Genomic DNA, 14,700 nt, shown 5'->3' with positions numbered 1-14,700 from the left:
GGCCACGGCTGACCGGTCTCCCGCCGGTGGCGTGCTGGGCGGTCGTCGCCCGGCTCCGCCCCGGCGGCCAACCGGGTCGCCGTGAGCCAGGCCGCGTCGGCGATCTCCCACCAGTCGGGATCGCCGTTGGTGGCCTGCCGCGCCTGGTCGCGGTGTGCGGGTGCACGCTCCCGGGGAAAGCCGTTCATCAGCGGCCTTTCGCGAGGTCGCGGAGGAGCATCTCGATCAGCTTACGCCCGTCCTCATCCCTCTGGAAACCACCGGCCGTGGTCAATTGAACGGCGTTCAGCAACTGGTCCACCGACTGGGTCCCGCCGTCCCGCACGCGCCGCTCGAAGTCGTCGACGAGGGCGGTGACGCCCTCGGGGCGGCGGCGCAGGTGGCTGGCGACGATGGCCAGCAGCTGTTCGCGGCTCGGCGGCAGCATCTCGAGCGGGAGGCAGCGGCGGCGGAACGCGGCCGGGAACTCGCGCTCGCCGTTGCTGGTGATGACGACCAGGGGGAACTCGCGGCACTCGACGCGGCCGCCGACGATCCGGGCGCGCCGCTCGGGGTCGTCGGTGAAGACGCTGGCGTCCGGCAGGGCGCCGCGGATCAGCTCGGGGATCTCGTAGCTGCCGTTCTCCAGGACGTGCAGCAGGTCGTTGGGCAGGTCGATGTCGCTCTTGTCGAGCTCGTCGATCAGCAGCACCCGGGGGCGCTCCCAGCCGAGCAGGGCCGTGCCGAGCGGGCCGAGGGTGATGAAGTCGCCGAGATAAGGCGGCTCTTCGGGTTGGGCGCCACCGGGCTCTGCGGGGCCGCCGGCCCGCCAGGCGGCGATGGCCTGGGCGCGGCCGATGGAGTCGTACTCGTAGAGGCCGTCGCGCAGCGTGGTGCGGCTGACGATGCTCCACTGCAGGACGCGGCCGAGACCCAGCTCCCGGGCGGCGAGGTAGGCGAGCGTGGACTTCCCGACGCCGGGCGGGCCGGTGACGAGCAGGGGGCGGCGCAGCACCAGGGCGGCGTTGACGGTGTCGATCTCCTCGTCGCGCAGGTTGGGCCTGGCGACGGTGGCGCCGCCGAGCCGGCGCCGCGCGGCCCGGTCGTCCTCGGGCGGCGCCGGTTGCAGGGGCTCGCCGCTGAACTCGCGCCAGGGGGGCGGCGCCGGAATGGTGGCCGGGCCGTCCTCGGGTGGCACGCCCGTGCCGTGGAAGATCCGCCAGGAGTCGGGCCCCTCGGGACCGGTCGTACCGTCCGCCGCCGTGGCCTCTGGCTCCGTCACGCCGGGACCTCCTCGCAGTCGATGAGTCGGAAGGGATCATCCCAGAAGAGCGCGATGTTCCGGCCCAGTTGGTGAAGTCCGTCGACATCCGTCTCGGCCTGGATCCGCATGTGCAGTACGGCGCGGGGCAGTTGGGCGTGTGGAAAGCCGATCAGGAGGCGCATCATCTCGCGGATGTTGGGGTGGGACGCGGGCCTGCGGTCCCAGAGGGCGAGGCCGATGCCCTCGGCGATGGCCGCCTTGAGCGCTTCGAGGCCGTGCCCCTCGGTGGCCGGCGCGTCCATGGTGACGGCGGTCAGCCGGTCGTTCTGGAAGAGGGCCTGGCGCCAGCGCGGCAGTTCGGCCGGGTCGGCGGCCCACCAGTGGTGGGCCTGGGTGACCGGGCCCTGCCTGAGCGTCTTCCAGCGGGCGCGCCAGGCGCGGTGCTGGATCGGGTTCCGGTCGCGCATCCTTTCGAGGCTGCGCAGGTGGACGAGGTAGCGAGGGCCGATGGGGAGCGGGTCGCCGGTGTCGGCGCCGATCTCGAGCCTGGCCACGTCGTGGTTGAGCAGGGAGTACGGCAGGACGAACTCGACATAGGCCGGGTCGACGTCGTGTTCCGGCAGGTCGGCCCAGAGCCGCTCGCCCTGCCCGATGGCGCGCTCCACGGCGCCGGCCAGGCCGTCGAGCGTGGTGGTCTCGGACTCGCCGGAGCGCGGGTCCCAGTAGCCGGGGAGCTCGTTGATCCAGTGGCGGACGAAGATGTCGGGCGAGCCGTCGTCGGCCGGGTCGACCATGACGACCAGGCACTTGGGGATGGTGTGGTCCGGGGTGCGGTCGGCGGCCAGGCGCCGACGGCGCTCGTGCAGGGCGTCGACGGCGCCGGCGCCGCCGGCCCACGCCTCGCACCAGTCACGGAGCCGGGTGGCCTGGGCAGTGGCCGCGAGTTGGGCGGCGCACTCGAGCAGCAGCACGGCGGGCGGCAGGCCGTCAGGCTGGGCGGGGACGTCGAGCAGGTGGTCGAACAGGTCGGCGGCGGAGAGGTGTTCCGGCGTGTCGAGGTTGAGCGCGCGGGTCAGCGCGGCGTGCAGCGCGGGCCGGGGGACGGCCGCCTCGCGCAGCAGCTTGCGGGCCACCCCGGCGTCCTGGTCGGGCAGCACGGGGGCGAGTCCGTGGACCCTGGCGCGGACCTCGGCGGCGATGTCCTCGCCGCTGTGCAGGGCCACCGCGTAGATGACGGCATCGAAGCCCCGGTCGCGCTGGGGTAAGGCGGTGTTCAGCAGGACGACCATGTCGCTGCGCGCGTCCCTGCCGGGCAGATCGACGTGTCTGCCGAGATATTCGCCGACGGACTGGCCGAACTCGAAGCGCAGCGCCGGGTCCCGGACGCAATCCAGTTCGCAGAGCTCGTTGACCAATGTGGCCTTGAGCCGCAGGTACTCCTGATGTGGCTCCCGCGGCGTCCCCATCACCACCGACCATCCCCCAAAAAAAGCCGGTATGCCTGCCGATAACGAAGCGTGAAGTTACCACGCCATTTTGCCTGCTACCAGGGCCGTGTGAAACCGGCCGGGGGCGACGGATTCCCTCGCCCCCGGCCGGCGCGGCCGCCTCAGCGTTGGTATGCGGCGGCCGCCTCCCGTCGGCGCCGTCCCCGCCTCACGAGCCCGACTCCGGCGCTGACCAGGCCGAGTAGGAGGATCACGGCCCCCACGACGACGTTGCTGACGATCATGCCCGCGTCAGGATGGCGCCCGACGATCCACGGCGAAAAGGCCAGCCAAATGCCGATGCCGGCGATGGCGAGGCTGAGCCCGCGCATGTTCTCGGTACGACTGATCCCGAGCGCGAGCACGGCCACGGCGATGCCCATGATGAGGTTGTTGGTGGACAACGACGGCTGGCTGCCGGTGAAGTGCAGCACGTATGGGGACACGGCAGCGTAGAGCCCGGCCAGGAACAGCGGGGCGTCCACCAACGCCACGTCGCTCCCGCCCATGACGCGGTTATAGCGCTCCCGCATTTCCATCTCGTCCGGGTGCCCCGCGAGGTCTTCCCGGTGGCGGCGTGAGACGTCGGACATCGCGACCTGCCTCCTTCGCTCTCGCTGTTCCGCCCATATGAGGTATGTCCAGTATGCCCCTAATGGTCCGTTCGAGGTAATCGGCCGCGGGGCTGGCACACGGCCGGACGACTGAGTAATGTTGATTACATGATTACGGAGAAGGGGCAGCAGGAGCTGCGCGGCTGGATCGCGGGACGGCTGCCCGAGGGGTGGTTCACGGAGCTCGCCGAGGTCGTCATCGATCGCGAGGAGATCACCGTCATCGGCCGGATAGCGGAGCCCGAGCTGCCCCCCGGCGCGACGGAGACCGAGCGCCGGGCGGCCATCGAGGGCCGGGTGACGGAGTTCCGCGAGCGCACCCGGATGAGCAGGGTGGAGATCGCCAGGGAGGCCAACATCCGCTTCCGCAGGCAGGTTTCCTGGGGCGTGCGGTGCGGCGAGAACCTGACGATGTTCACGCACCTGTCGGCGCCGGTGATGAGCCGGCTGCGGCAGTCGGAGCGGATGGTGCTCGACACGCTGATCGCCGGCGGGGTCGCGCGCAGCCGCAGCGACGCGCTGGCCTGGTGCGTGCGGCTCGTCGCGCAGAACACCGACGACTGGCTCGCCAACCTGCGGGATTCACTGATCCAGGTGCAGCGGGTGCGGGAGGCGGGCCCGGACGCCGGCTCCCAGGACCTGACCCTCGAACTCCAGTTGGAGGACCAGAAGTAGCTCCGCGCGACCGGGACCGGCGGCACGGCACGGGGGGCGAAGCCCCGGGCGGGCCCGCGTGCCCCGCGCCCGGGGCTCGCCCCCCGTCGGCGACCGCTCATTCGCCGGACCTGGCGGGTGCCCCCGGCGCGCCCCGGCAAACCAGGTCCGTGAACCGGGTCCGTGTCGGCCGCCCGCCGCTGGGTACCCGGGGCGCCCCGAGGCTAGGAGGTACAGCCATGCAGCAACGGGGCAGCAACCGTCTCAACGTCCATCGTGACGACCTGATGAAGCACGACCTCCAGGGCATGCTGCGCTCCGACCACCCGACCAGGGCCGAGGAGTGGCGGGATCAGGAGCCGGCCGCGGAGGACGACCCCGCGCTGGTCGACGGCCCCGTTCCGCGGCAGAGCGCGGGCGGCCCCCGGGAGGCCGAGGACGAGGCGTTCCGTTTCGAGCTGGCTCGCCATCTGCGGCGCAGCGTCTTCCCGGCCGACCGCCGGGCGCTGCTGCGCACGCTGGCCGAGACGCACGCCCCGGACGACCTGGTGGAGACGGTGCGGCGGCTGCCGACAGACCGGACCTACGCCAACGTGCAGGAGGTGACCGCGGCCCTCGGCCGCCGTCCGGCCGCCTGAAGCCCACCCCCGAGACGGCCCGCGCCCCCGGCGCGGGCCGTCTCCCGTGCGCGCGCCTCCCCCGCCCGCTCCGGCCGTTGACGCCGCTCGCCCGTATACGTTTGACTGAGTCAATGACCGAGTCAACGATCGCGTCGGCGGCCGGGGCGCCCGGCAAGCCGTCGACGGCCGACGCCGTGCGCCGGATCAGGGAGTTCAACCGCGACTACGTCAGGCTGGTCGGCGCCTACGACTACGCGCGCCGCACCGGCACCCCCTACTCGCTGCCCGAGGCCCGCCTCATCTACGAGCTGGCCGGCGGCGAGCGCACCAGGACCACCGAGCTGCGCCGCGCGCTCGACATGGACGCCGGGCAGCTCAGCCGCCTCCTCGCGCAGACCGAGGCCGCCGGGCTGCTCGTCAGGGAGCGCGACCCGGCCGACTCACGCCGCCAGCTGATCAGCCTCACCGCCGCGGGACGGGAGGCGGCGGCCCTCCTCGACGCCCGCTCATCCGAGGTGATCGGCGAGCAGATCGCCAAGCTGCCGAGCGCCGACCGGGAGCGGCTGCTGGTCGCGCTCGACACCGTGGCCCGCCTGCTCGACCTGGGCCACCGCGCGCCGCCCGAGACCGGCTTCCGGCTGCGCCCGCCGAAGACCGGCGAGCTGGGTTGGGTGGTCGAGCGGCACGCCGTGCGCTACGCCGAGGCCTACGGCTTCGGCCCGGCCTTCGAGGCGCTGATCGCCGACTGCGTGGCCCGGTTCGCCGCCGCGCCCGACCAGGGCCGGCAGGCCTGCTGGATCGCCGAACGCGCCGGGGAGCCGGTGGGCTCGGTGTTCTGCGTCGACGAGGGCGACACCCTCGACGGGCGGCCGGCGGCCCGGCTGCGGCTGCTGCTCGTGGAGCCGGCCGCCCGGGGCCTCGGCATCGGGCAGGCGCTGGTCAGGGAAGCGGTGAACTTCGCCCGCGCTGGCGGATACCACGGCATGGTGCTGTGGACCAACGAGGTCCTCACCAGCGCCCGCCGCATCTACCGGTCCCTGGGATTCACGATGGTGGCCGGCACGCCGCACACGAAGTTCGGCGTGCCGGCCAACGGCGAGGACTGGGAGCTGCGCTTCTGAGGCGGGTGGTCGGCGGTGCCGTCAGCGGTGCGCCGGCGGCAGCTTCTCCTCGACGGCCGCCAGGATCTCCGTGACCCGCAGCCCGAACCGGACGTCGCAGGGGTGCGGCCGACCCGTGCGGGCCGCCTCCACCAGCGCGTCGAGGGCCCGCAGGCAGGGCCGCACCGCACCGCCGTCGCCCCGCTCGGGCAGCGTGGTCACGCCGGCGGCGCCGCGCAGTTCGGCGGTGACTACGGAGGCCTGCGGCGGCACGGTGTGCGAGACCGTGATGGTGCTCGAGGCGCCCGAGACGTGCCGCAGCGCCATATGCACCATGTCCCCCGGGCCGCGCGCCGCCACCACGCCCTCCGGGCCGACGATGTCGCCGAGCGGCGGCAGCAGCAGCGAGAGGGCGTGCGGGCCGACGTCCCACAGGGCGCCGCGCTCCATGCGCCAGAGCGAGTCCGAGTAGGGCGTGTTCGCGCCGCCGAAGACCGGCGAGAACCAGTCGGCTCGCCCGGTCAGCCAGCCGTCGGCGCCGCTCTGCGCGGCCACCCAGGCGGCCGTCTCGGGCGCGAACCGCAGCGTGAAGAACACCACCGAGGCCACCCCGGCCGCCTCCACCGCGGCCGCCAGCTCCCTGGCCCCGGCCACCGTGGTGGCGACCGGCTTGTCGAGCAGCAGGTGGCAGCCGGCCGCCGCGGCCCGCGCCGCGAGCGGCGCCTGCACGTCCGGCGGCAGCGCGAACGCCACCGCCTCGCAGTCGGCGAACAACGCGTCGGCGCTTTCGTAGGCCCGGGCGCCGAGGCGGCCCGCGAGCTCGGCGGCGGCCGGGGCCCGGCGGCCCCAGACCCCGACCAGCTCCGTCTCCGGGTGCTCGACGAGCGCTGGCCCCTGGGTCAGGCGCGCCCAGGGGCCGGTTCCGAGCAGTCCGATTCTCATGCGGTCTCTTCCTTCCGATCGCGACGGCCAAGCGTAGGCCGTGCGCCGATCACGAGGCCGCGCCGTTACGCTCGAAACGTAGTTCACACCGCCTTAACAGATGGGCAACTGACGGGAAATGGCCGGTGGTGAAGGTTTGGGCAGCGCTGTGACGCACCCGCGAACCTCCCGGAGGAGCACGACCGTGAGCTACAAGGCCGAGTACATCTGGATCGACGGCACCTCGCCGACCGCCAAGCTGCGCTCGAAGACCAAGATCGTCGCGGACGGCGCCGAGCCGCCGGAGTGGGGCTTCGACGGCTCAAGCACCAACCAGGCCGAGGGCCACGCCTCCGACTGCGTCCTCAAGCCGGTCGCCACCTACCCGGACCCGATCCGCGGCGGCGACCACCTGCTCGTGCTCAACGAGGTCTACAACGTCGCCGACGGCGCGCCCCACGTCTCCAACACCCGCGCCCTGCTGCGCCCCATCGCCGAGCAGTTCGCCGCCCAGGAGCCGATCTTCGGCATCGAGCAGGAGTACACCTTCTTCAAGGGCTCCCGCCCGCTCGGCTTCCCGGAGAACGGCTTCCCGGCCCCGCAGGGCGGCTACTACTGCGGCGTCGGCGCGGACGAGATCTACGGCCGTGACGTCGTCGAGGCGCACCTGGAGAACTGCCTCAAGGCCGGCCTCGGGATCTCCGGCATCAACGCCGAGGTCATGCCGGGCCAGTGGGAGTTCCAGGTCGGCCCGCTCTCCCCGCTCGAGGTCTCCGACCAGCTGTGGATCGCGCGCTGGCTGCTCTACCGCACCGCCGAGGACTTCGGCGTCTCCGCCACCCTGGACCCCAAGCCGGCCAAGGGCGACTGGAACGGCGCGGGCGCGCACACCAACTTCTCCACCAAGGCCATGCGCGAGGGCTACGACGCGATCATCGCGGCCTGCGAGTCCCTGGGCAAGGACGGCAAGCCGCTGGAGCACATCAAGAACTACGGCGTCGGCGTCGAGGACCGCCTCACCGGCGCCCACGAGACGGCCCCCTGGGACCAGTACAGCTACGGCGTCTCCAACCGCGGCGCCTCGGTCCGCATCCCGTGGCAGGTCGAGCGGGACAAGAAGGGCTACATCGAGGACCGCCGCCCCAACGCCAACTGCGACCCGTACGTCGTCACCCGGCTCCTGGTCGACACGGTCTGCACCGAGCTGGCGGCCGCCGGCCTGGTCTGACCGGGTCCCGGGCACCTCCAAGACGTCTCCCCGGCCCACGGCCAGCAGCTCGGGCGTGGCCCGGGGAGACACCAGCGGCGCTGTCGAGGGCGCGCCCGCCACCCGGCGGGCGCGCCCTCGGCCGTCTCCCCGCCCGACGGGTGTACCCAGGTACACCCCCGTGCCGGGCGGCCCACCCCCGTGACGCGTCCACGCCTCGACCAGCAGACTGTGATCAAGGACGGCACGGGACCAAGAGAGGTGCGAAGGAACGATGGACAGGCGACGGCTGCGCGACGCCCTGCTGGCGACCGCTCAGGGGCTGCTCCTCATCCCACTCACGGTCGGTCTCTCCGTCCTGCTGTTCGTGCTCTTCGTGGTGTCGGTCGCGCTGGTCGGCATCGGCATAGGCGTCCTCACCACCCCGCTCGTCGTCGACGCGATCCGCGGCCACGCCAACCTTCGGCGTCGGCTGGGCGCCGACTGGTACGGCGTCACCATCACCTCCGGCTACCGCTCGCCCCGCCGCGGCCGGCGCGGCCTCGCCGGGCAGGTCGAGCGCTGCGTGACGATGCTGCGCGACCCGGCCACCTGGCGCGAGGTCGGCTGGCTGCTCGTCGACGCCGTCGCGGGCCTGTTCCTCGCGGTCCTGCCGTTGACGCTCCTCGCGTACGCCCTCTTCGGCCTGGTGCTGCTCGCCGGCGTCTGGCAGCCCATCGTCGAGGCCGGCGGCACCCACTGGTTCGCCTTCGTGCCCGTGAGCTCGTGGTTCACCGCGCTGCTCGCGGCGCTCACCGGCCTCGGCTTCGGGCTGCTCGCCCAGTACGTCAACCCCGCGCTGATCCGCGGCCACTTCCAGCTGACCAGGGCCTTCATCGGGCTCTCCGAGCGGCAGTTGCTCGCCCAGCGGGTGGAGCGGCTCAAGGAGACCAGGCACGACGCGGTGGACGGCGCGGCCGCCGAGCTGCGCAGGATCGAACGCGACCTGCACGACGGCGCGCAGGCCAGGCTGGTGGCCATGGGCATGAGCCTGGGGACCGTCGAGGCACTGATCGAGAAGGACCCGGAGCAGGCCAAGCGGCTGCTCGCCCAGGCCCGCGCCAGTTCGGCCGAGGCGCTGACCGAGCTGCGTGACCTGGTGCGCGGCATCCACCCGCCGGTGCTGGCCGAGCGCGGCCTCGGCGACGCGGCCCGCGCGCTGGCGCTGCGCATGCAGCTGCCAGTCGAGGTGGACGTCGAGCTGCCCGGCCGCCTCGAGGAACCGGTCGAGTCCGCGGCCTACTTCGCCATCAGCGAGGTGCTGACCAACGCCGCCAAGCACTCGGGCGCGAGCAACGCCTGGCTCGACATCTACTACAGCCGGCGTGAGAGCACCCTGCGGATCGCGATCACCGACAACGGCAGGGGCGGCGCCGACCTGGCGGACGGCACCGGGCTGCGCGGTCTCGAACGGCGCCTCGGCCCCTTCGACGGGGTCCTGGCCCTCAGCAGCCCGGCCGGCGGCCCCACCCTGGTCACCATCGAGATCCCCTGCGCCCTGGTCGAGTAGGCACCCGCCGAGCCCGGCACGGATAGGGTTGGGTTCCGCACCGTCGTCACCCACCCGGAGTACCCCGTGCGCGTAGTCCTCGCCGAAGACCTGTTCCTGTTGCGGGATGGACTGGTCCGGCTCCTGGAGGCGCACGACTTCGAGATCGCCGCCGCCGTCGACAACGGCCCCGAGCTCACCCGGGCCCTCGCCGAACTGCGGCCCGACGTGGCGGTGGTGGACGTCAGGCTGCCGCCCTCCTTCACCGACGAGGGCCTGCAGTGCGCCCTCGCGGCCCGCCGCGAACAGCCGGGGCTGCCGGTCCTCGTCCTCTCCCAGCACGTCGAACAGCTCTACGCGCGCGAGCTGTTGGCGGACGGCACCGGCGGCGTCGGCTACCTGCTGAAGGACCGGGTCTTCGACGCCGAGCAGTTCGTGGACGCCGTCCGCCGGGTCGCGGGCGGCGGCACCGCGATGGACCCGCAGGTGATCCAGCAGCTGTTGGCCCGCCGCACCCAGAACTCCCCGCTGGAGAAGCTGACCCCGCGCGAGCTGGAGGTCATGGAGCTCATGGCGCAGGGCCGTTCCAACGCGGCCATCGCGGAGCGCCTGGTCGTCACCGAGCGTGCTGTCGCCAAGCACACCTCCAACATCTTCGCCAAGCTCGGGCTGCCGCCGTCCGACGACGACAACCGCCGTGTGCTGGCGGTCCTCGCCTATCTCGAACGCTGACCGGCCGACCGCGCCGCGTAACCAGCCGCGCGGGCCGCTCGTTCCACCGGTGTGTCCCACAGCGATGTGACCTCCCCCGACGCACCCACCGACACCACCGCCGAGCCGGTCGGCCTCGACCGCGCCGAAGCGGCGCTGGTCGAGCACTATCCGCGCCTCGTGCGGCTCGGCTTCCTCGTGCTGCCGGGCACCCTCGGCCAGCAGCGCCGGGTGCTCACCGCGCACGCCATCGCCCAACGCGCCCTCCCCCGTGGCTCGTCGGAGCGGGACACGCCGCCGGCGCTGCCGGCCCAGCGCGCCGGCACGGACGCCGGCTACGCCTATCTGCGGCTGCAGGTGCTGCGGGCCGCGCTCGACGCGGCCCGGGCCAGGCGCCGGCTGCCGCGCCCGCCCTGGGCGCTGCCCCAGGTGCTCGGGCTGCGGCTGCTCCCGAGCGCCGGCGGGCCACAGGATGTCGCCCTCGACCAGCGGCTCGCCGAACTCGCCCCGGCCGGCCGCGCCGCCTACGCGCTGCGCCGCGTCGACGGCCTCGACGAGCAGGCCACCCGCCGCCTGCTGGCCGCCGCCGGCGTCCCCGACGAGGAGTGCACGGCCGCCGTCGAGGACGCGGCCGGCCTGGCCGCCTCGGTCGAGCCCGCCGACCCCTGCTTCCTCCAGGCCAGGCCCACCGACCTGCTGCGCCGCCGCCGACTCGCCAAGGGCGCGCTCTTCGGCGGCGCGGCGCTGGCCCTCCTGGTGGCCGGCGGCCTCACCCTGCTGCCGGAAGGCTGGGGTCCGGACGGCGCCGCCGCCCCCAGCTACAGCCGCAACGAGGCGGCCGAGTCCGCGCTCGACCCGCAGGCGCTGCGGCGCATCCCGGCCGACACCTGGCAGCGCTCGGCGCGGCTCGACTTCTCGGTGTGGCCGGCGCGCGGCGGGGCCGTGGACGACACCGGGTTGCTGCGCAGGGCGCTCGCGGTGTGGGCGAGGCCCGGCGAGGACGTCGAGGTCACCGCGACCCCCGGCACCCAGACCGGGCCCGCGCCGGGCCCCGCCCAGCTGCTGTACGCGGGCGAGACGGGCGGCACCTCGGTGGTGCTGCTCCACGACGGGCTGCGCCTGGTCCGGTACGCCGAGCGGGTGGGCGCCGACGGCGGTCACGTGGTGCTCGACTTCGCCCGGGTGGACGGCGCCGACCTGGTCTCGTCGGCCGCCGTGGTGGTCGGCCGCGGCGACGGCAACGTCCGCTACCTGCTCGCCCCCTGGATCACCGAGGTCGGCACCGTTGACCTGCTGGACCCGTCGGGCACGACCGAGGAGCTGGCCGTCGACGAGGACGGCGTCACGGGCGCGCTGCGCTCGGCCTCCGGCGGCTCCGGGCAACAGCCGGGCCAGTGCGCCTCGTTCAGCGCGCTCGCGGTCACGCCGCGCGGGGTGGCAGAGCCTTACCTCATGGCGGACCTGGGCGAGTTGGCCCCAGCGGTGTTGACCGGCGGCGCGCCCGGCGAGCCGCACAACTGGACGGGATCGGCGGACGCGCGGGCCCAGTGGGCGCGGATGGCCTGCCAGTTGCCGCTGGTGGGCGGCGCCGGGGTGCGGTCACTCAACGCGTGGCACTTCGCCGAGCAGTCGCTGCCGGACGGCGGCGGCACCGCCGACTGGGTCTGCCTGCGGGCCGACACCTGGCGGGGCACCGGCAGCAGGTCGCTCGCCTTCTTCATGCCGCCGGCCGAGCGGGCCGCCGAGCCGGCGTCCGTCACGGCGAGCGCGGAGGACAGCGCGTCCTGCGGCGAGCGGCAACCCGAGGTGCTCAGCGGCGTGTTGTGGCACTCCCCGGCGGACGACTGGCACCTGGTGGCGGCCGCGAGCGAGGGCGTCACGGGGATCGTGGCCGACGGCGCCGTCAGCGGCGAGGGCACGGGCCGCACCCTGACCCTGCCGGCCGAGGAGGGTGCCCGCGCCGTCCTCACCGCCCGCCTGCCGAGCGGCGACGAGCTGCGAATGCTCGGTTCCTGACCGCTCGGGTGGGCGGACGGAACCGTTCCGGCGGGCGGCGCATCGGAAGGGCATGAAGAAAGCGCTGAAGTACCCGGGGTCGCTGGCCGTCGTCTCCCTGCTCGTGCTGGTCGGCTGCGGCACGGAGGAGCCGGAGGAGCCGCTCGGCTCGCTGACCCGGTCGAACGAGCCTCAGGTTTACCAGGGCACCGCGGTCACCGTGTTGCAGAGCCCCGACCAGGGGCCGCAACTGTGCTGGGGGCTGCTGGAGTCGCTGCCGCCGCAGTGCTCGGGCGGCGTCGAGGTGGTCGGCTGGGACTGGGCGGGCCTCGACGCGGAGTCCGCGTCCGGCACCACCTGGGGCAGCTTCGATGTGGTCGGCACCTGGGACGGCGAGCGGTTCACGCTCACCGAGCCGCCCGCCGCGCCCAGCCCGACGCCGGCCCCCGAGGACACGTTCCAGACGCCCTGCCCCGAGCCGGAGGGCGGTTGGGAGCCGGTGGAAAGGACCCTGGCGGAGGAGGGCGCGGGTGAGGTGATCGCCGCCGCCTCGGCCTTCGACACCTACGCCGGCGGCTGGGTCGACGAGCGGGCCGACACCACCATCGTCACCGTCCAGTTCACCGACGACCCCGCCACCTACGAGGAGCGGCTGAGCGAGCTGTGGGACGGCCCGCTGTGCCTGACGACCGCGGAGCGGGGCTACGCGGAACTCATGGCGATCCAGGAGGACCTGGTGACGGAGTTCCCCGAGATCGAATCGGCCGGTGTCGAGGACAACCGCAACGCGGTCACGGCCAGCGTCTCGGTCGTCACCCCGGTCCTGGAGGCGGCCCTCGCCGAACGCTTCGGCGAGGGCGCGGTGATCCTGTCCGGCATGCTCAGCCCGGTCGAGTAGCGGACCGGTCAACCACAGGTGGGTTGCAGCGCGAGCGCGGTGTTGCTCCCCAGGGTCGCGGTGAACTGGCGGGAGCCGTTCACCGTGACCTGGTTGCCGGTCTGGACGTCGCAGTAGGTGCCGGGGACGAGCGACGTCTGGTAGGTGCGGGTCAGGGCCGAGCCCTCGTGGTTGATGGCGACGAAGCCACGGTCGCCCCGGCCGAAGGCGATCGCGTCGTTTCCGTTGTCCCACCAGTCGGTGACCGGCTGGCCGTTGGTCGCGTTGCGGAACGCCACCATGGACTCGATCTCCGGCCAGGCGTGCTGGCACTTCCAGCCGTCCTGCCAGCAGGCGTTCACGTGGCCGTTGTTGGGCGGGCCCGCGTCGTAGTCGGAGAACTCGTAGCCGGAGTGGACGTCGGGCGAGCCGTAGGGCCAGGCCAGCATGAAGACGTTGGCCAGCGTGTAGTTGGCCCCGGAGCGGTAGTTGAGGGTGGAGCCGTTGCGCTCGGTGTCGTGGTTGTCGACGAAGACCGCCGCGGGACCGTCCGGCAGATAGCCCCAGCCCTCGCCGAAGTTGCGTAGGTAGGCGAGGTTCTCGTTCTCGAAGACGCGCTTGAGGTCGCGGCCGTAGCGGAACTCCTGGACGTCGCCGTTGCCCAGGTACTCGCTGGGCTGGACGGCCTCGCCCGCGCCGTAGATGACCTCCTGCTTCCAGTAGACGTTGGGGTCGTCGAGCAGCGCGCGGATGGCGGCCAGGTCGGCGGCCGGCATGTGCTTGGCGGCGTCGACGCGAAAGCCGGCGACGCCGAGCGACAGCAGGTCGTTCATGTAGTCGGCGATGCGCTGACGGACGTAGTCCTTGCCGGTGTTGAGGTCGGCGAGGCCGACGAGCTCGCAGCTCTGGACGTTGCCGCGGTTGGTGTAGTCGCTGATGTTCTGCCGGCAGCCGTTGAAGTCCCAGTCGCTGTAGGGGGCGGCCGGGTAGTCGTACTTGGTGTAGGTCGAGCCGCCGGTGCCGGTGCCGCTGCCAGCCGTCATGTGGTTGATGACGGTGTCGACGACGACGCCGACGCCGGCCGCGGCGCAGGTGTCGACCATGTTCTCGAACTGGGCGCGGTTACCGAGGCGGCTCTGGATGCGGTAGCTGACGGGCTGGTAGGCGGTCCACCACTGGCCGCCCTGGATCTGTTCCTGGGGTGGGGAGACCTGGACGTAGCCGTAGCCGGCTGGGCCCAGGCGCTGGGCGCACTCGCGGGCGATGGAGTCGAAGTTCCAGTTGAACAGGACCGCGGTGACGTCCCGGGAGCCGGGCGGCACGGCCTGGGCCGGGGACGCGGCGGTGAGCGAGACCACGGAGCCGGCGACGGCCAACAGGCCGGCCAGCGCCGAGTTGACGAGTCGTCTGGTGCGCATGACGCCTCCTTGAGGTGGAGTGGGCGGGCAACGCGCCATGCCTGCAAGAAGCCGTAAGAAGATGCAAAAGCCGCAAGAGCTTGCGGTCAGACCGTAAGGGCGGGGGCCTGCACGGTCAAGGGCTCGCGCACGATGCGATGTAACCTCGCCGTCGCACCCCGGAAACCGGGGGGCGCTTCAACTCGACTCCCGCGCAAGCTCTTTCGCAAGGGATTTCGGAGTGCTAGCTTGCGTAGCAGCCCCCCGGTCGGTCGAGGGCCCACCGGCCCCACGCGCCCGGCCGACCGGGGGATGCGGATGCCTTGGCGGCGCCCGGGCCGACCAC

14 protein-coding genes are annotated in these 14,700 nt (G+C 73.1%); 8 read left to right on the top strand and 6 right to left on the bottom strand.

Annotation, left to right across the window (positions count from 1 at the left end; all coding sequences use genetic code 11):
* The 4 genes from E1265_RS21725 to E1265_RS21710 form a co-directional block, all read right to left on the bottom strand.
* A partial coding sequence (locus E1265_RS21725; protein ID WP_132932453.1) for a hypothetical protein occupies positions 1-188 on the bottom strand: 188 nt, incomplete at its 3' end.
* Positions 188-1,261: a MoxR family ATPase gene (locus tag E1265_RS21720; protein WP_132932451.1), complete on the bottom strand. Its 1,074-nt coding sequence runs from the start codon at positions 1,259-1,261 to the stop codon at positions 188-190. The genes E1265_RS21725 and E1265_RS21720, both read right to left, overlap by 1 nt.
* On the bottom strand, positions 1,258-2,709 hold the full coding sequence (locus tag E1265_RS21715) for a hypothetical protein (protein WP_132932449.1): 1,452 nt from the start codon (positions 2,707-2,709) through the stop codon (positions 1,258-1,260). The genes E1265_RS21720 and E1265_RS21715 overlap by 4 nt, the downstream gene beginning before the upstream one ends.
* 143 nt (positions 2,710-2,852) lie before the next feature.
* Positions 2,853-3,323 (bottom strand): SPW repeat protein, encoded by a 471-nt coding sequence (locus E1265_RS21710; RefSeq protein ID WP_132932448.1) that lies wholly within the window; start codon positions 3,321-3,323, stop codon positions 2,853-2,855.
* A 129-nt stretch (positions 3,324-3,452) separates the two neighbouring features.
* Here E1265_RS21710 and E1265_RS21705 point away from each other — a divergent pair, with 129 nt between their 5' ends.
* The 3 genes from E1265_RS21705 (at position 3,453) to E1265_RS21695 (ending at position 5,739) form a co-directional block, all read left to right on the top strand.
* Positions 3,453-4,019: a hypothetical protein gene (locus tag E1265_RS21705; protein WP_132932446.1), complete on the top strand. Its 567-nt coding sequence runs from the start codon at positions 3,453-3,455 to the stop codon at positions 4,017-4,019.
* 218 nt (positions 4,020-4,237) lie between these two features.
* On the top strand, positions 4,238-4,636 hold the full coding sequence (locus tag E1265_RS21700) for a DUF2795 domain-containing protein (protein WP_132932444.1): 399 nt from the start codon (positions 4,238-4,240) through the stop codon (positions 4,634-4,636).
* A 113-nt stretch (positions 4,637-4,749) separates the two neighbouring features.
* Complete coding sequence (locus tag E1265_RS21695) at positions 4,750-5,739, top strand: helix-turn-helix domain-containing GNAT family N-acetyltransferase (RefSeq protein ID WP_132932442.1); 990 nt, start codon at positions 4,750-4,752, stop codon at positions 5,737-5,739.
* Between the two features lie 21 nt (positions 5,740-5,760).
* Here the strand turns inward: E1265_RS21695 and E1265_RS21690 are convergent, their stop codons facing one another.
* Positions 5,761-6,660, bottom strand: a complete 900-nt coding sequence (locus tag E1265_RS21690; RefSeq protein WP_132932441.1) for a Gfo/Idh/MocA family oxidoreductase — start codon at positions 6,658-6,660, stop codon at positions 5,761-5,763.
* 184 nt (positions 6,661-6,844) lie between these two features.
* Between E1265_RS21690 and glnII the strand changes: the two genes are divergently transcribed.
* The 5 genes from glnII to E1265_RS21665 all read left to right on the top strand — a co-directional run bounded on the left by glnII (position 6,845) and on the right by E1265_RS21665 (position 12,978).
* Entirely contained in the window at positions 6,845-7,867 is a 1,023-nt protein-coding gene (glnII, locus tag E1265_RS21685; RefSeq protein ID WP_132932439.1) for a glutamine synthetase, read from the top strand.
* 253 nt (positions 7,868-8,120) lie between these two features.
* Positions 8,121-9,395, top strand: a complete 1,275-nt coding sequence (locus E1265_RS21680; protein WP_132932437.1) for a sensor histidine kinase — start codon at positions 8,121-8,123, stop codon at positions 9,393-9,395.
* A gap of 66 nt (positions 9,396-9,461) precedes the next feature.
* Positions 9,462-10,106: a response regulator transcription factor gene (locus E1265_RS21675; RefSeq protein ID WP_132932435.1), complete on the top strand. Its 645-nt coding sequence runs from the start codon at positions 9,462-9,464 to the stop codon at positions 10,104-10,106.
* Between the two features lie 66 nt (positions 10,107-10,172).
* Complete coding sequence (locus E1265_RS21670; RefSeq protein WP_132932433.1) at positions 10,173-12,101, top strand: hypothetical protein; 1,929 nt, start codon at positions 10,173-10,175, stop codon at positions 12,099-12,101.
* Positions 12,102-12,153: 52 nt separating this feature from the next.
* Entirely contained in the window at positions 12,154-12,978 is an 825-nt protein-coding gene (locus tag E1265_RS21665; RefSeq protein ID WP_132932431.1) for a hypothetical protein, read from the top strand.
* Positions 12,979-12,986: 8 nt separating this feature from the next.
* Here the strand turns inward: E1265_RS21665 and E1265_RS21660 are convergent, their stop codons facing one another.
* Entirely contained in the window at positions 12,987-14,375 is a 1,389-nt protein-coding gene (locus tag E1265_RS21660) for an alpha-amylase family protein (RefSeq protein ID WP_132932429.1), read from the bottom strand.
* Between the last annotated feature and the right edge of the window lie 325 nt (positions 14,376-14,700).

It is taken from the genome of Streptomyces sp. 8K308, assembly GCF_004348315.1.
Lineage (GTDB): Bacteria > Actinomycetota > Actinomycetes > Streptomycetales > Streptomycetaceae > Streptomyces.
Note: the sequence above shows the minus strand (reverse complement) of the source record. Positions and strands in the feature narration are given on the sequence as shown.